The sequence below is a fragment of the Mycoplana azooxidifex genome (genome assembly GCF_014196765.1).
Classification (GTDB): domain Bacteria; phylum Pseudomonadota; class Alphaproteobacteria; order Rhizobiales; family Rhizobiaceae; genus Mycoplana; species Mycoplana azooxidifex.
The window spans coordinates 116,845-136,944 of the sequence record NZ_JACIEE010000011.1; the positions used below are offsets into that span (position 1 = coordinate 116,845).

Below are 20,100 nucleotides of genomic sequence, written 5' to 3' on the forward strand. Positions count from 1 at the left end.
GAGTTATACCTTCTCGACTTCCGGTCGTCCGAGGATGCCGGACGGCTTGAAGATCAGCACGATGGCGAGGATCGAGAACGTCGCGACGTCCTTGTAGTCGATCGTGAAATAGGCCGACCAGAGCGATTCGATCAGGCCGATCAGGAGCCCGCCGAGCACGGCCCCCGGAAGCGAGCCGATACCGCCCAGGACCGCCGCGGTGAACGCCTTGACGCCCGGCACGAAGCCGTCGGTGAAGACGATCACGCCATAATACATGAGATACATCGTCCCGGCGACGGCAGCGAGGGCGGCACCCATGATGAAGGTGATGGAGATCGTCCGGTCGACGTCAATGCCGAGCAACGCCGCCATCTTGCGATCCTGCTCGGTAGCGCGCTGGGCCCGGCCGAGCGCGGTCTTGTTGACGATGTACCAGAAGGTCGCCAGCAGCGAGACCGTCAGGATCATGATCAGGATCTGCTTCAGCGAGATCGAAAGGCCGAAGACGTTGTAGACCGACGAGACGAGCGGCGGGATCGGCTTGTTGCGCGGGCCCTGCGTGACCTGGACGAAATTGGACAGCGTGATCGACATGCCGATCGCGGTGATCAGCGGCGCCAGGCGGAACGAACCACGCAGCGGCCGGTAGGCGACCTTCTCGATCGTCCAGTTCCACAGCGACGCCGTGAGCATCGCCGCAGCCATCATCACAAGCAGCAGGACCACGACCGGCAGGCCGACGAACACGCTGGTAAGGATGAGAAAGACGATCAGGGCGGCGAAGCCGCCGAGCATGAAAATATCGCCATGGGCGAAGTTGATCATGCCGATGATGCCGTAGACCATCGTGTAACCGATGGCAATCAGCCCATAGATCGAGCCGAGAGTCAGCCCGTTGATGAGCTGCTGGACAAAATATTCCATTGCCTATCCCCTGGATGCAATCCTGATGGTTGCATCTCTTGTTATTGAGCCCCCTAGGCAAGCTCATGAATAGGGGGATTCCATACTGCTTTCCATCCAAAAGGGAAGCGTAAAATGGCCATGCCTCGCAATTCGTCGGGTCTTTGGTGAGTTTGACGACAAAACGGGCAGGAAAACTCAAAATACAGCCGCTCAGATGGGGAAAAAGGCAGCAACACCGAGGAATCCACGGTTTTGCGGCCACAGCGGTGTATTCTCCTCACCGCCGCTCCACACGCAAAACTAGCGATTATCAGCCCCGCATGCGCGAACCGTCCGCGTCGTAGAGGGGTTCGGGCTGGAGCCTTGCCGGCAGCAGCGTCCCGAGCAGCTCGACCGACCACCCCTCTTCCACGTCCGCGATCTCCTTCGGGACGTAGCCGATCGCAACGGAGACGCCGGCGGCATGCGCATAGCCGCCCGAGGTGACCCAGCCGCGCACGGCGCCGTCAAGATAGATCGGCTCGTCGCCGATCACGTCGGCGTCCTTCGCCTCGATGACGAAGGTCCTGAGCCTCAGGTTGCCGCCTTCCGCCTTCTCTTTCAGCGCCGCAGCCTTGCCGATGAACGCTGCCTCCTTCCGGACGGCGACAAAGCGACCGAGCCCGGCCTCGACCGGTCCGTAGAGCGGCCGGTATTCGCGCGCCCAGCTGCCGAAGGATTTCTCGAGGCGAAGCGCATTGAGCGCTCGCAGGCCGAACAGCCGGATGCCGAATTCCGCGCCCTGCTCCATCAGGAGGTCGAAGAGATAGCGCTGGTATTCCGGCTTCACCCAGATCTCGTAGCCGAGGTCGCCGGTATAGCTTACGCGTCCGACGATGGCAGGCGCCATGCCGAGATCCATGCGGCGGATGGTCATGAACGGGAACGCCGCGTCGGAGAAATCGAGATGGGTGAGCTTCTGCATCACCGCGCGCGCATTCGGGCCGGCGATCGCAAGCCCCGCCAGCGACAGCCCGAGTGCCGTGAGCGCGACGGAGCCGTCGTCCGGCAGGTGCTGCTCGAACCAGCGCATGTGGTAGCCCTCGGCGATGCCGGAGCCGAACAGGAGGAAATTGCCTTCGCCGAGCTTGCCGAGGGTGAAGTCGCCGATCAGCTTGCCGTCTTCCTTCAGCATCGGCGCCAGCGTCATGCGCCCGGCCGCCGGCATGCGCGGCGTCAGCATCCGGTCGAGCCACGCCTCGGCCCCGCTGCCCCTGATCGCGTACTTGGCAAAGCCGGAGGTCTCCATCAGCCCGACGCTGGCCCGCACCGCCTTCGCCTCTGCGCCGACGGTGTCGAAATCGGTGGACCTGCGCCAGGAAAAGCTGTCCTCTGCGCCTTCCGGTGCAAACCACAGCGGCTGCTCCAGCCCGTACGACGCCCCGAAGACGGCGCCGGCCTCTTTCAGCCTGTCATAGATCGGCGTCGCCAGCAGCGGCCGGGCCGCCGGCAGCTCCTCGTTCGGGTAGCGGATCGAGAAGCGGCGCGAATAGTTTTCGCGAACCCTCGCATTGGTGTAGCCGAGCGTCGCGTAGTCGCCGTAGCGCGACACGTCCATGGCGAAGACGTCGAAGCCCGGATCGCCGTGGATCATCCAGTTGGCGAGTGCCAGTCCAACGCCGCCGCCCTGGCTGAAGCCGGCCATGACCGCGCATGCCGACCAGAAATTGGTCATGCCGCGGACCGGGCCGACAAGCGGATTGCCGTCCGGCGAGAAGGTAAAGGGCCCGTTGATGATCTTGCGGATGCCGACCCTGTTGAAGGCCGGGAAGTGGCGGAAGCCAACCTCCAGCTCGGGCGTGATGCGTTCGAGATCCTCCGCTAGCAGCTCGTGGCCGAAGTCCCAGGGCGTCGACAGCGGCGACCACGGCCGGCAGGCCTTTTCGTAGGTACCCATCAGCATGCCGTTGCGTTCCTGGCGGATATAGATCTCGCCGTCGAAATCGACGCAGTGCATCAGTTCCTTGCCCTGCGTGCTGTTGAACTCGATGACCTCCGGCATGTCCTCCGTGATGAGATACATGTGCTCCATGGCGAGCACGGGCAGTTCCAGCCCGACCATGCGGCCGATCTCGCGCGCCCACAGCCCGCCGCAGTTGACGACGTGTTCCGCGGCGATCTCGCCCTTGTTGGTGATCACCCGCCAGGTGCCGTCGGGCAACTGCACGAGGTCCTCCACCTTGGTGTGCAGGTAGATCTCGGCACCGTTCTTCTTTGCCGACTTCGCATAGGCATGCGTGGTGCCGTAGGGATCGAGGTGCCCCTCGACGGGATCATAGACCGCACCGACGAACTGGTCGGGATCGAGCAGCGGCATCAGCGCGTGCGCTTCCTTCGGCGTCAGGAGCTCCGCCTCCAGGCCCATGTAGCGCCCCTTTGCCAGGATCGACTTCATCCAGTCGAACCGGTCCTTCGTGGCCGCCAGCATCATGCCGGAGGTCATGTGCAGGCCGATGTCCTGGCCGGAATAGGCCTCGATCTCCTTGTAGAGCTCGACGGTGTACTTCTGCAGCTTGGCGACGTTGGGATCGCCGTTGATCGTGTGCATGCCGCCGGCCGCATGCCAGGTCGAGCCCGAGGTGAGTTCGGACCGCTCGACCAGGACGGCGTCACTCCAGCCGAACTTCGTCAGGTGATACAGCACCGAGCATCCGACGACCCCGCCCCCGATGACGACGACCCTGGCATGACTTTTCATGGGCGATCTCCACTCCCGGTTCACGGACCCGCCCGCGATCGACAGGCGTCGCGGCTGAGGTCGAACGTCGCTCTGCCCGCTGCAACGACAGGCTGCAGTCGGCCGGAACGGATCGTAGTGGCAAAGTTGGGCCTGTCAAAGCCGCCGGAGCGAACAGCGCTGGCCGATTTCCGCCATCGCGCGGCCATGACGAGGTGCCGTCGCCGCCATGCGAATGCCGCTTTTTAGTTGCTTTGGAAGCACGCAGCCGCGCTTTTCCGGAGAATGGTGTGCGAATTCGCCCGACAGCATTGCGGCCTTGGCGCAAAGCCGGGTACATGGCTGTAACGAACAGCCGTCAGTCTCTGCACTGCAAGCACTGGCAAACAGGCCATTGCCGTCGGTCTATTGAGACGGCAAGCGGAACACGGAACATGTCGCTTACACATCTTCAGCGCCTCGAGGCCGAGGCCATCCACATCTTTCGCGAGGTCGCCGCGACCTCGTCCCGGCCCGTGATGCTCTATTCGATCGGCAAGGATTCGTCGGTCATGCTGCATCTGGCGCGAAAGGCATTCTACCCGGCCAAGCCGCCCTTCCCACTCCTGCACGTCGACACGACCTGGAAGTTTCGCGAGATGATTGCCTTCCGCGACCAGACGGTGTCGGACCTCGGGCTGGAATTGATCGTTCACGTCAACCTGGACGGGCTGGAGCAGAACATCGGGCCCTTCACCCACGGCTCCAGCATCCACACGCACGTGATGAAGACGCTCGGGCTGCGGCAGGCGCTCGACAAGTACGGCTTCGACGCGGCATTCGGCGGCGCCCGGCGCGACGAGGAAAAGTCGCGCGCCAAGGAGCGCATCTTCTCCTTCCGCAATGCCCAGCATGCGTGGGACCCGAAGAACCAGCGCCCGGAGATGTGGAAGACCTACAACACCCGCGTCGCCCCCGGAGAATCGATCCGCATATTCCCCCTGTCGAACTGGACGGAACTGGATATCTGGCAATACATCCTGAAGGAGGACATCCCGATCGTGCCGCTCTACTTCGCCGACAAGCGGCCGATCGTCGAGCGCGACGGCATGATGATCATGGTCGACGACGAGCGCATGCAGATTGCGGAGGGAGAAAAGGTCGAGGACCGCCTCGTGCGCTTCCGCACGCTCGGATGCTATCCTCTGACCGCCGCGATCGAATCGAGCGCCGCCACCGTTCCCGATATCGTCCGCGAAATGCTGACCGCGCGGACGTCCGAGCGGCAGGGGCGCCTGATCGACAAGGATGAAGCCGGCTCGATGGAAAAGAAGAAGCGCGAGGGTTATTTCTGATGGCGGTACTGGCCTCGTCCATCGCAACGGACACGCTGCAGGACTATCTTGCGGAGCAGGAAGAAAAGCCGCTCCTGCGCTTCATCACCTGCGGCTCGGTCGACGACGGCAAGTCGACGCTGATCGGCCGCCTGCTCTACGACACCAAGCTGATCTTCGACGACCAGTTGGCAACGCTGGAGCGCGACAGCGCACGGCACGGCACGGCGGGGGAAGCGATCGATTTCGCTTTGCTGCTGGACGGGCTCGAGGCCGAGCGCGAACAGGGCATCACGATCGACGTGGCCTACCGTTATTTTGCCACCGCCGAGCGCCGCTTCATCGTCGCCGACTCTCCCGGCCATGAGGAATATACGCGCAACATGGCCACCGGCGCCTCCACCGCCGACCTCGCGGTGGTGCTCGTCGATGCGCGTCAGGGCATCCTGCGGCAGACGCGCCGCCATGCCTTCATCGCCTCGCTGCTCGGCATCCGCCACATCGTGCTTGCGGTCAACAAGATCGATCTCGTCGGCTATGACGAGGCCGTCTTCGCCGAGATCGCCAAGGAGTTTCGCGCTTTCGCAGGCGGGCTGGGTTTTGCCACCATCGCACCCATTCCGATGTCCGCGCGCCATGGCGACAACGTCACGGCGAATTCGGCGCATATGCCGTGGTACACCGGCGAGACACTGCTGGGTCATCTGGAAACCGTTCCGCTCGCCGGCCAGGACCTCGGCAGGCCGTTCCGGCTGCCGGTCCAGCTCGTCACCCGCCCCGACCAGGATTTTCGCGGCTTTGCCGGCCAGGTCGCCTCCGGCCGCATCGCCGTCGGCGACGACATCATCGTGGCCAAGTCCGGCCGGACGTCCAGGGTCAAGGCGATCGTCACGGCGGACGGCGACCTGCCGGCCGCGTCCGAAGGCCACGCCGTCACGATCGTGCTGGAAGACGAGATCGACATATCCCGCGGCGACGTGCTGGCCACCCCGCGCGATCGCCCGCAGCTTGCGGACCAGTTCATGGCGCATCTGGTGTGGTTCTCCGCCGAACCGATGATGCCGGGGCGCAGCTACATCCTGCGCACCGAGACCGACAGCATGAGCGCCACCGTCACGGCGCTCAAGTACCAGATCGACATCAACAGCTTCTCGCACGAGGCGGCCAAGTCGCTGCACATGAACGAGATCGGCGTCTGCAACATCGCCACGCAGTCGCCGGTTGCCTTCGACAGTTACAAGGCCAACCGCACGACCGGCAACTTCGTGCTAATCGATCGCCTGACCAACGCCACCGTCGGCGCCGGCATGATCGACCATCCGCTGCGCCGAGCCACCAACGTTCAGTGGCAGGCACTGGATATCGACCGGAATGCGCGGGCCGCGATGAAGCACCAGAAGCCCGCCGTGCTCTGGCTGACGGGTTACTCCGGTGCAGGCAAGTCCACGATCGCCAACATGCTGGAAAAGCTGCTGCATGCGAGCGGTCGCCACACCTATATGCTCGACGGCGACAACGTGCGCCATGGGCTGAACCGCGACCTCGGCTTCACGCCGGAGGACCGGGTGGAGAACATTCGCCGGATCGCCGAGGTTGCGCGCCTGATGACACAGGCCGGACTGATCGTGATCGTGTCGGCGATCTCGCCGTTCCGCTCGGAGCGGCGCATGGCCCGCGACCTGTTCCTCGATGGCGAATTCATCGAGGTCTTCGTCGACACGTCGCTGGAAGAATGCGCAAGGCGCGATCCTAAGGGCCTTTACAAGAAGGCGCTGGCGGGTGATCTGGAAAACTTCACCGGGATCAGTTCGCCCTACGAGCAGCCCGAGGCGCCGGAGATCCATCTGAAGACGGCCGGACGCGAACCGGGCGAACTGGCCACGCAGATCGCCGAATACCTCGGCAAGCACTAGAGCATTCCGCCTTCAGGTGAAATCGCCTGAAGCGGATAAAATGCTCTAGAATCAAAAGACTAGATCGGCCTTTGTGCGTTCGAATGAACGCACGGCGCTCTAGAGCATGTCGCGCAAAAGTGCGCCAGCGGTTTGCGGCGTCAGGACCGTCTATCCGTTCCGTGCCGTTCGCGGCTCGAGACGAGCACCTACGAGAACCACAGCAGGACCATCGATGACACTACCGGCAAACCTCGCAGCAATTCTGTCAAAGGCCGCCATCGATGCCGGCCGGGAAATCCTTGCCATCTACAGGGCGGGACCCACCGTATCGATGAAGAGCGATTGCACCCCGGTGACCGAGGCCGACCAGCGCGCCGAAGCCATCATTCTGGCTCAGCTTTCGGAGGCTTTCCCCGATGTTCCGGTCGTGGCCGAAGAAGCCGTCTCGGCGGGGAACATCCCCGAGGTCGGCGGCCGGCGTTTCTTTCTCGTCGATCCGCTGGACGGCACCCGCGAATTCATCAACCGTCGTGACGAGTTCACCGTCAACATCGCCCTGATCGAGGCCGGGGTACCCGTCGCGGGCATCGTCTACGCGCCGGCGCTGAAGGTCGCCTACTGGGGCGCCGAGGGCCTTGCGGAAAAGTTCGAGGTCGCCGACGATTTCACCATCGTCAATCGCCGTCCGATCGGCTGCCGCTCCAGGGGCACCAGCCTGACGGCGGTGGTGAGCCGGACGCACGGCGACCCGGAGACGGACGCGTTCCTTCTCAAGACGGGCATCTGCGACCACACCACGGTCGGGTCGTCGCTGAAATTCTGCCTGCTGGCCGAGGGCCTGGCCGATGTCTATCCGCGATTCGGCCGGACGATGGAATGGGATACGGCGGCGGGCGACGCAGTCTTGCGCGCAGCCGGCGGACGCGTGACGCGGCCCGACGGGAGCCCCTTCCTGTACGGAAAGACGAACCAGCAGACCGATTCGGATTTCGCCAATCCGGCCTTCATCGGCTGGGGTCGCGCCGCCTGAAATCCGACCGGCGTGCCCGGGACCTGCAGGTGCGATGTCATAAAAATACCGAATTGGCGTACGAAACGTGACCCTATCCTGGATCAACGCTTCCGGGCCGGTCCGAAGCGAAAGCATCTTCCCTGCCGACAATATGGGGAGCGCTCATCTTGTAACACGGCTGCAGATCGAATAAACTGCCGCTTCCTCAGGCAGTTAGTAAATATTTGCAAGTCAGAGACGAGAGTATTGACGTGAAGAAAGATACTGCGCCCGCAGCGCCGGAACTGGAAGCAGAGACCCGAGATCAGCCGCAGGCCAGCAATCTTCTGGACATGGCGAAGGCTCGAATCGTGCGGCGCGCAGAGCGGCAGAAGCGCCGCCTGATCCGGGAAGCTTCGGTCGGCGCCGGCGGAAAGGTCAAACGCGATCCCTTTGACGACGACGACGAGGATCTCGCACCCGCCAAGACGGATCGCGACAAGAAGTTCTCCACCAAGTCGATCTTCGAGATGCCGGTGCTGCCCAAGAGGCGGCGCAAGGTCCAGTGGACCGGCATTTCCTTCGCCCTGGCGGTGATCCTGCCGACGATTCTGACCGGTCTCTACTTTGCCTTCACGGCCAGCCCGCAATACGAGGTGGAAACGCAGTTCGCCGTGCGCGGCTCGAGCCAAGGCTCGCTCAATGCGCTGGGCCTCGGCAGCCTGATGGGAGCCACGGCGGAAGCGGGCGATTCCTACATCGTCGCCGACTACATCCATTCGCAGCAGGTCCTGCAGGACATCAAGGATCAGGCAGGCCTGGACGTGCGCACGCTCTACGCGCACGACATTATCGACTTCGTCTACAAGACCGACCCCGCCGCACCGCTGGACGAGTTCGTCAGCTACTGGCGCAACATGGTGAATGTGAGCTTCAATTCGACGACCGGCAACGTCACATTGCAGGTCTACGCCTTTGCTCCTGAAGACGCCAAGAAGATCACGGACGCCATTCTCCTCGTCTCGGAAAACCTTGTGAACAGACTGTCCGAAGAGTCGCGCATCCAGTACACCGAGGTCGTCAACAAGCAGGTCGACCGTGCGGAACAGCGGCTGAGCGCCGTTCGCCGGCAATTGTCGGACTTGCGCCAGACGCAGCAGGCGCTCGACCCGAAGGCACTGGCGTCGATGGAATCGTCGATCATCGGCTCGATCGAGCAGGAACTCGCCTCTGTCCGGGCCCGCTACAAGGCATTGGTCACGGCTGCGAGCAGGGAAGCTCCATCCGCCAAGGTCATGGAGCGACGTATTGTCGCACTCGAGGCCCAACTGGCCGAACAGAAGGCACGCGTCGGATCCGGCACAGTCCAGAAGACAGGCCGCAATCCGGAAGCCGACAACGGCACGCTCTCCGACGTGATGGACACGTTCACGCAGCTTTCGCTCGATGAGGAGTTTGCGGTAAAGGCCTACTCGACATCGCTTGCCGGTCTCGAGACCGCGATGGTCGAGGCACAGAAGCAGGAGCGTTTCTTCGCCACCTATGTCGCGCCGCGGACACCGGAAATCGCCATCTATCCGAAGCGCGTCCTGAACACGATGCTCGGTTTCCTCGTCTTCTTCGCGGCGTGGCTGATCGGCTTCTTCGTCTACAAATCGGTCAAGGATCACGCGATTTGACCCACGGCCAGAGCGGCGCATAGGGGCGCACCGCCATGTATCTGACGGAAAAAGGTTTCCGCTATGCGCTGAAGGAAAATGCGCGCGTCATCGGTGCGCTTGTCGTGCGCAGTGGCGTCACGCGCTTCGGTGAAAGCCGCATCGGCTATCTCTGGACGCTCGCCGAACCCTCGGTCTATGTCGGCATGTTCCTGTTCATGCACAGCTTCGTGCGGACGTCCCTACCGTTCGGCGACAGCGCCATGCTGTTCTTCCTGACGGGCGTCATCGGGTTTCGAATGACGAACCTAATTGCGCGCAAGGCGGCCAACGGGCTGTCCCACAATCAGCCGATGCTGGGCTATCCTCTGGTGAAGCCGCTGGACACCATCGTGGCGGCGTTCCTGCTGGAGTCGATCATCTGGATGATCATCTGCTCGCTCTTCATCTTCTTCATGTTTGCGGTGCTGGACCGCTACATCATCGTCTATCCGCTGGAGTTCGCCAGCGCGATCCTGGCGATCGGCTATTTTGCCTTCTCCTTTGCGGTCTTCAACGCGACTTTCGGGACCCTGGTGCCACTCTGGGCCAAGATCCTGGGCTTCAGCAACATGATCCTCATGCTGTCTTCCGGCGTATTGTTCGTGCCGTCGACACTGCCCCCGTCCGTGCTGGCGATAATCTGGTGGAATCCGTTCCTGCACTGCGTTGAATGGTTCCGCTCTGCGACCTATCTCGACTATGTCACAGTGCTGAGCAAGACCTACCTGCTGTCCGTTGCGACCTGCTTCCTCGTGACCGGCCTTGCACTCGAGCGCATCTACCGAAACAGGATCATAAGCAGCGAATGATCGTCTTCGACAACGTCAGCAAGGTTTTCAAGAACCCGCGCGGTGGCGGCAGGAAGGTCGTGCTGGAGAATTTCACCGCGACCTTCCGCCCCGGCTTCAATATCGGCATTCTCGGCCGGAACGGTGCCGGCAAGTCGACGTTGATGAACCTCATCTCCGGTATCGATACGCCGACCGGCGGCCGGATCTATCGAGAGGGAAAGATATCCTGGCCGCTCGGGTTCAAGGGCGGCGTGCATGGCCGCCTGACTGGCGCCCAGAACACCCGTTTCATCGCCGACATCTATGGCAAGGATCGCCAGGAAGTCCTGGAGTTCGTCAAGGACTTCTCCGAACTCGGATCCTATCTCGACATGCCGGTGAGGACATACTCCGCGGGCATGCGGGCGCGTCTTGCCTTCGGCATCTGCATGGCGATCGAGTTCGAATACTATCTGATCGACGAAGTCATTGCCGTCGGCGATTCTACCTTCAAGAGGAAGAGCAAGAAGGTGTTCGACGAGCGTCGCGAGCACGCGACCTTGCTTCTCGTTTCCCACTCATCGTCCCTGCTTCGTGCCTTCTGTCACATCGGAGGCGTCATGAAGGATGGCAAGATCACCTTCTACGACGATATCGAAGATGCGATCGCCGTTCACGAGGACAATCTCGCGCGGGGAAGATGATCCCCTTGCCGGGGACGTTCGTGGCGTGCGCGACGAGCATCGCGCTCGACCGGGCATATGTCTCGATGACCACGATCGGTGACAGTCGATCCGGATAAATTGCCTTTCACCCCAAGGGGTTGGAGCCGATCCCCGCCCCCCGCCCGCTCTCCATCCGACGTATCCTGCCGCCACGGCAAGACCCTCTCCTCCACCGACCGGCGTCCTCGCCTGCCGCATGCGGACTACTCTCGATGTCACGCAACGGCGATCGGAGCCTCGGCTCGCCAGCCGCGATACAGGAGAGAGAGTATGCAGGAACAGACAGCGCGGCTCGGCCTTCCCTACATTCTGCCGTCACAGGCACAGAAGCATGTGTCCCACAACGAAGGGCTGGACGCGCTGGACATGATGGTCCAGCTGGTGCTCGAGGACGTCGGCGACGCTCCGCCTCCTGCCCCGGCGGACGGCGCCTGCTACGGGGTCGCTACGGCGCCCACCGCCGGCTGGGGCGGGATGGCCGGTCGGGTCGCCCAGTGGCGTGATGGTGGCTGGCATTTTCTGCAGCCGAAGGCAGGCTGGCTTGCCTGGTGCGTCCTTCAACAGCGCCTCCACGTCCATGACGGCATCGGCTGGCAGCCCTTCACCCAGATAGGCAACCTGCCGGCCCTCGGCATCAACGCCGCACCGGACGAGACGAACAGGCTGTCGCTGTCGGCGCCGGCCAGCCTCTTTTCGCACCAGGGCTCCGATCATAGGCTGAAGATCAACAAGGCCGGGCCGGGCGACACCGCAAGCCTGATCTTTCAGAGCGCCTGGAACGGTCTTGCCGAAATGGGCCTTGCGGGGAACGACAGCTTCGCAATCAAGGTCGCCGACGGTTCGGGCGGCTGGCGCACGGCGCTCGGCATCGAGCCCTCGGGCCATGTGGCAACGCCTCACCGGCCGGCGGCTCGCGCCTGGCTGTCCAGTCCCACGATGGCACCCGCAACCGGCAGCCTTACGGGATTCACCGACACCGAATTTTCCACCGGCGGTTTCATGCTCGGTGCCCCCGTGCCGGGCGACAGCGGCAACCGTCTCGTCGCCCCCGCCTCCGCTCTCTACCTGATGTGCCTTTCAGTCGTCCCCACGTCGCAAAACCCGTTCCAGGTCCAGGTCGCGGTCAACGGCACCACACCCGTGCTCGGCACCGGTCTGCAATCGGGCGCGCCGATCGGACGCAAGATCTGTGCATGCGGGATTGTCTCGATCGCCCGGGACGAATGGATCGCCCTTCAGCATCAGGGGAGCGCCACACTGGAGTTCGGGTTCAACAGCACGGAGCTTTCGATCGTTGCGTTGACATAGGCGTAAGGTCCGCGCCTGACGGCCTGCCTGAACTTTCAGCCCTGTGCCGCGTCCGGCAGCTTGCCTCCGAAGTGCGCGGTCACCACTTCGCTCAGCCTGCCCTCGCCTGTGGCGCGGGTCCCCTCGGCAACCGCCGTCACGAGCCTGTCACGCAAGGCATGGATCGCCACCTCCACGCCCTCATAGGCATAGAAGTCGCCCGGCTGCAGACATTGCTCATGCAGCCATGAAAGATAACGCGTGCGCATCTCGCCGGGCGCCACCTTGTTCCAGGTCCAGAAGCCGTCGAGATCGATGCCCTTGTTGACGCAGAAGGCGAGATCGGCGTGCCGGTAGATCGCCTGCCCCATGACCGCAAGCGGGATCCCGTGATGGATCGCGAAGAGACCGGAGGTGCTGTTGATCGTGATCATCCCGGCCGCATGGCGCGTCAGAAGCCCAAGCGAGCCGCCATCGATGATGTGCACGCGGTCGGCGACGTCGTTCAACTGGCTGACCTGCCGGATGAATTGCCGGTCACGGCTGTGCCCTCGCTCCATCGGATGGATCTTGAACACCAGTTGGTGCGACGCCGGCGCATTGCGGGCGAAGGAAACGATGGACTTCAGGATCAGCTTCTGATTGTTCCAGCTCCCGGCAGCGCGCCCGAGTTGGCTGTCGTCATGGACCTGCAGCGGGATCAGGTAGTACTTGTGATCGTAGTACTCCAGCAGCCGCTCGACGCAGCGATAGTTCGCGCTGAGATTGCGGAACTTCCGATAATAGTTCTTGAACCAGTAGAAGGCCTCAGACGCCAGCATGCGCTTCTGCTTGTGAAACAGCTTGCGTTCGTGGGCGGTGGAAAACAGGTTTCGCAGCGAGAAATAGAGGAACGCATAGGACGCCATCGCGCCGAAGGACGACGCATAGGACACGCCCTTGCGCCGGTCCGAATATCGTCCCGCATAGTCTTCGGGCGGCAGCCTTCCGGCAATCGGCGACCGCCAGTTGTTTCCACCGAACTCGAGCGTGATGTTGCCGGGGCGCAGGTAGCCTTCCTCCAGGCAGATCACCGGAATGCCGAGCTTCTCGCAGCAGGCAATCGCAACTCTGTGGATCTCCCGCTCGCAGCCGAACAGCACGACGAAGTCAAATCCGTGCGCGCTGAGCATCTCGGAGAGCCAGACATTCCAGGCATCCGCGCTACCGGTGAAGTTCAGCGTCTTTTCGCGCTTGGCAAACAGCCGGTCGCCGATATTGAAACAAACGCGCCACGCGTCGAAGCCGCTCTCGTTCAGGAGGGTCTGCGCCTTGCGGAAGAACGGACCGACGGGCCCCTGAAGAAGAAGCACCCGCGGAACGCTCTTGGAGGGGAACGGGTTCGATGGCCGGCGGCGCAGATTGAGGTAGACGAGCCGCGACGAGCCACGACCTGCCGCGCCCTGGTCGCGCACGCCGCTCTTGTCCGTCCGATCTCTCGAATCGCGCTCGCTTGGCATGACGCTCCGGCTTTACATAGGGTATGCGCAATAGTTGCTTGGTCATTGCATAGAAGGCTGGATTTATCAACGGAAGCAAGGTCAATTATTCTTACTGCCCTGACATTTTTCGCCAGCGGCCTTCATTGCGGGGGGAGACATGCGCCTCGCCGGGAGACCCGCCGGTCGAGGCGGTCGGACGTCACCCCAGCCGCCGGTCTCTCAACCGCACCGCGATCCTGTTTGCGGCGCGTGCAACGCCTGCGATTGCGCGATCGGCGATCGTGGCGTCAGCGGCCTTTCCTTCGGCGATTTCCCGGATCAGATCCTCCGGCCGGCAAGGCATCCCGCTCAGCGGATGGACGTAGAAGGGATAGAGGATAAGCGTCGCCGCCACCAGCATGTCGAGGTCGATCCGCCGGGTCCGGCGCGCGATCGGATGGCGGTCGTCTGTCAGTCCCCAACCCGCATAGAAGGGCATGCCGTGGACGCCGACCGGCTTGTCGCGAATGAGCGCCTCGAAACCGGCAAGCGAGGTCATCGTCTCGACCCTGTCGGCCCAACCGATCCAGTGCATGATGTCGCCGTCCTTGACGATCCGGTTCGCGGCGCCCGGCTCGCGCCCGCCGGAGCGCATGCGCGACACGACGTCCGGATGCTCCTTGTAGGCGATATAGGCATCGGGATAGAGACGCCGAACGGCCGAGACGAGATCCGCGTTCGAGCGGACCACCGGCGAGCCGAACCGGATCGAGGCATCCTTTTCCACCTGTCCGGGAACCAGGATCTTCAGGCGCCCCGGCTCGACCGTGGGCAGGGCCGCCGCGGTGCCGACGTTGTATTTCGAGATGCCGCGTGCAAGCAGCAGGCTGCGCAGGGCCTTCGCGCGGGCGAGGAGTTCCGGCGCGAAAGCGGAAGTGGCGATCAGCCGCTCCAGGCCGCTCGGTTGCCGGGCGTCGTAATAGACCGTGTCTCCGTCAAGCGCGATCGACGAGGGCATCACCAGCGAGACGCCCAGCCCCCTGGACCGGATGAAGCCGTCCTCGATCCTGATGGCCTCGATCCCATCCGGCAGCGGCCGGTCGGATCCCCAGACGGCCACGCTGCCGCCGACCTCGCCGGCCCGGCGGACCGCGACCTCCATCCCGCGCGCGTGAAGAACCGGTCCGGCCCGGCCCTTCAGGAACGGCGCGAGCGCCCTCCGCTTCCACGGCGACATTCCAGCGGTCACGATCCGCTTCGGCAGGCGCGCCCGCTGGTCGCGCACCGCGGTCGCCTGCTCGATCGCCCGCTCGATCGTGCAGTCGGAGCGGTCGTGAAGATCGAGGTAGCGCGAATAGCGGATGTAGGCGGCTTCGAACACCTGTTCGACGGACGCTGGCTTGCGCGGCATCGGCACCGGAAGATGATCCGCCGTCATCCCACGCCCCGAGAAGAAGGCGACGCCGAAGCAATGGACAGGCTTCTCCGCCATCAGCGCCTCGAAGCCCAACTGGCTGGAGACGGTGTAGACAGCTTCGGCCTCTTCCAGCAGCGGCCACGGGTTCATCGGCGCAGGCACGACGATGTCGAGCCCGATGCGTTGCGCCGCCTGCCGCAGCAGGCTCCTGCCGCCTGCCGCCGGATGCGTGCGCACCACGATCGTCTGGCCGGGATGATGGGCGACCGCGTGCTCCATCATGCGCGCAAAGGCGTCGTCCCCCGCCAGCGCCCCGGCAATCGACGCGTCGCCTGCGACCTGGTCCACCAGCAACACATAGGGACGGCCGTAGGGCACGCCCGCCTCGCGCAGGCCGATCATCGGGCCGTTGTTGTATTTCGAAAGCTGCGCCCGCCGGATGGAGCCGATCAGCTCACGGGCGCGATCGAGCGCCGGGGCGTCCGTCGCCGGTGCGTCGAGGAACCGCTGCAGCCGCGACGGTCCGCCCGCGTCGAAATAGATGCCTTCGTCATCGATGACGAACGAATGCGCTGGCTCTTCCGCGCCCGGCGCATAGCCCTTGATGAAACCATCCTCGAGAATGAGGCAGGGCTTGCCGGAGCGCGCGGCCAAGGCCTTGGCCTTGAGACCGGACGGGCGCCAGCCCCAGCCGACGAAACCGTCTATCCGACCGGCCCGGCCCAGCGGCCAGGAAACGATCTCCGCGTCCAGCAGGCGGGAGATGTCGGTCCGGATCCGCCACAGGCCGGCGGAGGTGACGGCATAGGTCTTGCGCTTTCGGTCAGCCACGACGCTTTCGTTCCCGCTGGTCCGCCCTGCAAACCACAAAGGGCGCCGGCCAGGCCGACGCCCTGTTCAAACGATCAACTTATACCGCCGCGCGGCGATCAGAAAGTCCGGTTGGTGGTATTCACCGCCGACACGGTTCCCGTGATCATCTGGACGAACCGTCCGAAGTCGGTGGCCGGATGGCGCGACAGGTAGATTACGTCGCGATTGCGCACCGGGAACGACTGGGCGACGATGTAGCTCTGCGGCTCGCCCAGGTCGAGGCGATAGATGATCGGATAGCGGCCCTGCCCGTCCGAGGTCATGCCCTTTGCGAGCAGGTCGCGGAAGCGGTCGTCGCCGACGACGTTGCGGTAGACGCTCTCGTTCTCGTAGCGGAAGACGAAGTAGCCCTTCGGATCGGCCGTCGTCATGTTGCCGCCGCCGGCGAGCGCCGCCGCCTCGATGAGGCTCAGGCTGCTGGCATTAAACGGCACCTTGCCGGATTTCTCCGTCTGTCCGAGCGTCGAGAAGGTCTGCGGATCGTAGGTGACGTAGATCCGGTCCTCGGGGCGGACGATGATGTCTTCCTTCGGATTGTCGACGATGGTCTGGAGCAGCACGGTTCCGGTGCGCCCGCCGCGCTTCAGCGTCACGTAGGTGTCGTAGGGCGCCTTGGTGGCGCCGCCCGCCCGCGCGAGCACCTCGCTCAGGTGCTCTGCATTGAGGCCCAGCGGAATCATCGCGGCGTCGCTGACGTCGCCCTGGACGGACACGGCCCGCGATTCGTTTCCGGCGATCGACACCAGCACATCCGGCTCCACCGCCTTCGCCTTGAGCGCGTCGACGATCGTCGAGCGGGCGGTATCGATGGTCATGCCGGCAAAGCGCACCGAACCGACATAGGGGATCTGGCCGCGGCCGTCCGGCTGCACGACGACGGGAATGGTCGTGGATTTGCGCTCGGTCGTGGAGAACAGGCCGTCGGGGCCCGCCTCGAAGATGGTGACGTCCAGCTTGTCGCCGACGCCGATCACGGGCACGCCGCCGGCGCCACCGAATCCGAACGTCCGCGCCAGGCTCGGCGTTCCGAGCGTGGTCACGCTGTTGGCCACGCGCTGGTCGATTTCGACCACGTCGAAGACCATCTTGCTCTGCGGGATCTTGTAGGAACTGCCGCCGGCCGCCCCCGACTCGATCACTTCCCGCGTCAACGGCCCGTCGCTCGGGACGATGCAACCGGAAAGCGTCACCAACGCCGCGCCTGCCAGAAGGCGCGCAAAAGACCGTGCAACCCTTGCCCCCGGGGTGCCGATACCTTCATTCTTGCTCATCACACTGCAATTCCCTTCGGCCGCGCCCCGACGAGGCACGACGCAGAAACCGGACTGAGGTCCGCTCCATCAAATACAACGATGGAAATAATCAATGTCCCACCATGATCTGTCCCAGAGACCGTCCATGGGCCTCTGCGTCACCTTGGAGCAAATCCCTTGCACATTCGTTACGCCAAGAAAAGTCGATTTCTCGGCGACCGGCTAAATGACGGCTTTTCCAGAAGGTTTTCCAAAGGAGTGAGGAAAAAAGGTAACATTCTAGCGATCGTGAGGCCCCCTTGGCGCCGCCGTTACGCCGCAAAATTTGCGGAATCGCAGGCGCAAGGCGAGGCGCCGCCGCCTTAGCTGCGCAGCCGCTTGCCCTCCGGGTCGTGCAGGGGCTCCAGGTGCGGCGTGCAGGCAACGCGCTCACCGCCGACGTCCAGTTCGTAGCGTCCCGAGAGCGCATAGGCCCTGTCGACGCCGTCGGGATTGCGGACGTAGCCGAGGCCGATCGGGCGGCCGATCGTGTGACCGAAGCCGCCACTCGTCAGCCAACCGGCCCTTTCACCGTTGCGGTAGATCGTCTCGCGGCCGAGCAGGATGACGGCGGGATCCTCCGGGACGAAGCAGACGAGCATCTTCCTGACACCCTCCCGCCTTTGCCGCTCGATCACCGCCCGGCCGCGGAAATCGGCAGCCCCGCCCCGTCTCACCGCAAAGCCGAGGCCGGCCTCGATCGGCGTATGATCGGGCCCGACATCAACGCCCCAGTATCGGTATCCCTTTTCCAGCCGGCAGGTCTCCAGCGCCCGGTAGCCGGCGTTTGCGAGGCCATCCCGCCGGCCGGCCGCCATCAGCGCGTCGTAGACGGCCGGCGCGTCCGCCACCGGCAGGTGCAGTTCAAAGCCGAGTTCGCCGGTATAGCTGACCCGGATGGCGCACATCGTGCGGCCGACCACCGTGATCGACCGCACGGTGGAAAAAGGAAAGGCCGCGTTGGAAAGGTCGTCGTCGCAGACCTTCTGCAGGACGGCGCGCGACGCCGGCCCCGTCAGGACCAGCGCCGAGAGGGCCTCCGTCACATCCTCCAGCCTCGCATCGAGGCCGGCGGGAATGTTGCGGGCGATCCAGTCGAAATCGTGCGTGGCAAAGCCCGTGCCCGTTACGATGTAGTACTCATCCTCGGCGAGCCTCGCGACCGTCAGGTCGCATTCGATACCGCCATGGTCGTTGAGCATCTGGGTGTAGGCGACGGAGCCGGGCGCCTTTGCCGCATCGTTGGACGCGATCCAGGACAGCGCCCGCTCGGCATCCCTTCCCCTCAGCGAAAACTTGGCAAACGAGGTCTGGTCGAAGATGGCGGCAGCCTCCCGCACGGCGCGATGCTCGCGCGCGACGGCGGAGAACCAGTTCGGCCGCCCATAGGTATAGACGTCGCGCGGCTCCTCGCCGGCCTTCAGGTCGGCAAACCAGTTCGGCCGCTCCCATCCGAGCTTCTCGCCGAAGCAGGCGCCCTGTGCCTTGAGCCGCTCGTAAAGCGGCGAGGTGCGAAAGGGCCGCGCGCTGGAATGCTCCTCCGATGGCCAGGCCATGGTGTAGTGCTTGCCATAGGCCTCGACCGTGCGCCGCCGGATCCAGTCGCCGTCGAAATGCGGCCGGCCGAAGCGCCGGATATCGACGGGCCAGAGATCGAAGGGCGGCTCGCCCTTGACCACCCATTGCGCAAGCGCCATGCCCGCTCCGCCGCCCGATGCGATGCCGAAGGCGTTGAACCCGGCGCCGACGAAGAAATTGCGCAAGGCCGGCGCCTCCCCGAGGATGAAGTTTCCGTCCGGCGTGAAGCTCTCGGGCCCGTTCAGCAACTGCTTCACGCCAGCCGTTTCAAGGGCGGGAACGCGTCCGAGCGCCAGTTCCATGATCTGCTCGAACCGCTCGATATCCGGGTTGAGCAGGCTGAAATGAAAGCCCTCCGGAATGCCGTTCACCGCCCAGGGGGCGGGATTGGGCTCGTAGCCGCCCATCACAAGCCCGCCGACCTCTTCCTTATAGTAGGTCAACCGGTCGGGATCGCGCAGCGTCGGCAGGTTGGAGGGAACGCCGAAGGCTTCGGTGACGAGGTACTGGTGCTCCATCGGCACCAGCGGCACGTTGACGCCGAAACGCGCGGCGAAGGCGCGCGTCCACTGCCCCGCGCAGACGACCACCCGCTCGCATTCGATCCGTCCGCGAGCGGTGACGACCGCACGGATCCGCCCGCCGTCGATCTCGAGATCCGTGACCTCCGTATCCTCGAAGATCGACGCGCCCGCCATGGTGGCGCCCCGCGCCAGCGCCTGGGTGATGTCCGTGGGGTTGGCCTGCCCGTCCGTCGGCAGGAAGGCGGCGCCGACCAGGTCGTCGACCGTCATCAGCGGCCAGAGCGCCTGCGCCTCCTTCGGCGTCAGCAACTGCATCTCCAGGCCGAAGGACCGCGCCGTCGTCGCCTGGCGCCGCACCTCCGCCCAGCGCTCCTCGTTGCAGGCGAGCCGCAGCCCGCCGTTCATCTTCCAGCCGGTCGCCAGTCCGGTCTCGGCCTCGAGGCTGCGGTAGAGTTCCACCGAGTATCCGAGCAACTGGGTGATGTTCGCGCTCGTGCGCAACTGGCCCACCAGGCCCGCGGCATGGAAGGTGGTGCCCGAGGTCAGCTTGTGACGTTCCAGGAGAACGGTATCGGTCCAGCCGAGCTTTGCCAGATGGTAGGCTGTCGAACATCCGACGATACCGCCGCCGATGACGACGGCCCGTGCGCTCCCCGGGAGCTCCTTCATTG

General features: G+C 64.1%; 13 protein-coding genes. 7 read left to right on the top strand and 6 right to left on the bottom strand.

The window, feature by feature from the left end:
* Positions 1–3: 3 nt before the first annotated feature.
* Both GGQ64_RS23160 and GGQ64_RS23165 read right to left on the bottom strand, forming a co-directional pair.
* The gene (locus GGQ64_RS23160; protein WP_183807706.1) at positions 4–906 is read right to left on the bottom strand and encodes a branched-chain amino acid ABC transporter permease; all 903 of its coding nucleotides are present in this window, start codon (positions 904–906) and stop codon (positions 4–6) included.
* A gap of 292 nt (positions 907–1,198) precedes the next feature.
* Positions 1,199–3,625, bottom strand: coding sequence for a GcvT family protein (locus GGQ64_RS23165; RefSeq protein ID WP_183807707.1), 2,427 nt, complete (start codon positions 3,623–3,625; stop codon positions 1,199–1,201).
* Positions 3,626–4,038: 413 nt separating this feature from the next.
* Here GGQ64_RS23165 and cysD point away from each other — a divergent pair, with 413 nt between their 5' ends.
* The 7 genes from cysD to GGQ64_RS23200 all read left to right on the top strand — a co-directional run bounded on the left by cysD (position 4,039) and on the right by GGQ64_RS23200 (position 12,306).
* The gene (gene cysD, locus GGQ64_RS23170) at positions 4,039–4,938 is read left to right on the top strand and encodes a sulfate adenylyltransferase subunit CysD (RefSeq protein WP_246422871.1); all 900 of its coding nucleotides are present in this window, start codon (positions 4,039–4,041) and stop codon (positions 4,936–4,938) included.
* Positions 4,938–6,830 carry a sulfate adenylyltransferase subunit CysN gene (gene cysN, locus GGQ64_RS23175; RefSeq protein WP_183807708.1) on the top strand — a complete coding sequence of 631 codons (1,893 nt, stop codon included), beginning with the start codon at positions 4,938–4,940 and terminating at the stop codon, positions 6,828–6,830. Before cysD ends, cysN begins: the two co-directional genes overlap by 1 nt.
* Before the next feature lie 214 nt (positions 6,831–7,044).
* The gene (gene cysQ / locus GGQ64_RS23180; protein WP_183807709.1) at positions 7,045–7,842 is read left to right on the top strand and encodes a 3'(2'),5'-bisphosphate nucleotidase CysQ; all 798 of its coding nucleotides are present in this window, start codon (positions 7,045–7,047) and stop codon (positions 7,840–7,842) included.
* Positions 7,843–8,075: 233 nt separating this feature from the next.
* Positions 8,076–9,482 carry a KpsE/RkpR family capsule polysaccharide export protein gene (locus tag GGQ64_RS23185; protein WP_183807710.1) on the top strand — a complete coding sequence of 469 codons (1,407 nt, stop codon included), beginning with the start codon at positions 8,076–8,078 and terminating at the stop codon, positions 9,480–9,482.
* Between the two features lie 35 nt (positions 9,483–9,517).
* Positions 9,518–10,312, top strand: coding sequence for an ABC transporter permease (locus GGQ64_RS23190; RefSeq protein WP_183807711.1), 795 nt, complete (start codon positions 9,518–9,520; stop codon positions 10,310–10,312).
* On the top strand, positions 10,309–10,977 hold the full coding sequence (locus GGQ64_RS23195; protein WP_183807712.1) for an ABC transporter ATP-binding protein: 669 nt from the start codon (positions 10,309–10,311) through the stop codon (positions 10,975–10,977). The genes GGQ64_RS23190 and GGQ64_RS23195 overlap by 4 nt, the downstream gene beginning before the upstream one ends.
* A gap of 291 nt (positions 10,978–11,268) precedes the next feature.
* On the top strand, positions 11,269–12,306 hold the full coding sequence (locus GGQ64_RS23200) for a DUF2793 domain-containing protein (protein ID WP_183807713.1): 1,038 nt from the start codon (positions 11,269–11,271) through the stop codon (positions 12,304–12,306).
* A 35-nt stretch (positions 12,307–12,341) separates the two neighbouring features.
* On the opposite strand, the gene GGQ64_RS23205 is transcribed toward GGQ64_RS23200, so the two are convergent.
* From GGQ64_RS23205 to GGQ64_RS23220, 4 genes are all read right to left on the bottom strand, one after another.
* Entirely contained in the window at positions 12,342–13,784 is a 1,443-nt protein-coding gene (locus GGQ64_RS23205; protein ID WP_183807714.1) for a capsular polysaccharide export protein, LipB/KpsS family, read from the bottom strand.
* A 181-nt stretch (positions 13,785–13,965) separates the two neighbouring features.
* A complete protein-coding gene (locus GGQ64_RS23210) occupies positions 13,966–15,993 on the bottom strand; it encodes a capsular polysaccharide biosynthesis protein (protein ID WP_183807715.1) in 2,028 nt (675 codons plus the stop codon).
* 98 nt (positions 15,994–16,091) lie between these two features.
* Positions 16,092–17,306, bottom strand: a complete 1,215-nt coding sequence (locus tag GGQ64_RS23215; protein ID WP_183807716.1) for a polysaccharide biosynthesis/export family protein — start codon at positions 17,304–17,306, stop codon at positions 16,092–16,094.
* A 344-nt stretch (positions 17,307–17,650) separates the two neighbouring features.
* The gene (locus GGQ64_RS23220; protein ID WP_183807717.1) at positions 17,651–20,098 is read right to left on the bottom strand and encodes a GcvT family protein; all 2,448 of its coding nucleotides are present in this window, start codon (positions 20,096–20,098) and stop codon (positions 17,651–17,653) included.
* Positions 20,099–20,100: the final 2 nt, after the last annotated feature.

Coding starts and splice junctions, on each gene's coding strand:
- cysQ (WP_183807709.1), top strand. CDS start 7,045: ATGACACTACCGGCAAACCTCGCAGCAATTCTGTCAAAGGCCGCCATC.
- GGQ64_RS23165 (WP_183807707.1), bottom strand. CDS start 3,625: ATGAAAAGTCATGCCAGGGTCGTCGTCATCGGGGGCGGGGTCGTCGGA.
- GGQ64_RS23190 (WP_183807711.1), top strand. CDS start 9,518: ATGTATCTGACGGAAAAAGGTTTCCGCTATGCGCTGAAGGAAAATGCG.
- GGQ64_RS23205 (WP_183807714.1), bottom strand. CDS start 13,784: ATGCCAAGCGAGCGCGATTCGAGAGATCGGACGGACAAGAGCGGCGTG.
- GGQ64_RS23200 (WP_183807713.1), top strand. CDS start 11,269: ATGCAGGAACAGACAGCGCGGCTCGGCCTTCCCTACATTCTGCCGTCA.
- cysN (WP_183807708.1), top strand. CDS start 4,938: ATGGCGGTACTGGCCTCGTCCATCGCAACGGACACGCTGCAGGACTAT.
- cysD (WP_246422871.1), top strand. CDS start 4,039: ATGTCGCTTACACATCTTCAGCGCCTCGAGGCCGAGGCCATCCACATC.
- GGQ64_RS23215 (WP_183807716.1), bottom strand. CDS start 17,306: ATGAGCAAGAATGAAGGTATCGGCACCCCGGGGGCAAGGGTTGCACGG.
- GGQ64_RS23220 (WP_183807717.1), bottom strand. CDS start 20,098: ATGAAGGAGCTCCCGGGGAGCGCACGGGCCGTCGTCATCGGCGGCGGT.
- GGQ64_RS23160 (WP_183807706.1), bottom strand. CDS start 906: ATGGAATATTTTGTCCAGCAGCTCATCAACGGGCTGACTCTCGGCTCG.
- GGQ64_RS23195 (WP_183807712.1), top strand. CDS start 10,309: ATGATCGTCTTCGACAACGTCAGCAAGGTTTTCAAGAACCCGCGCGGT.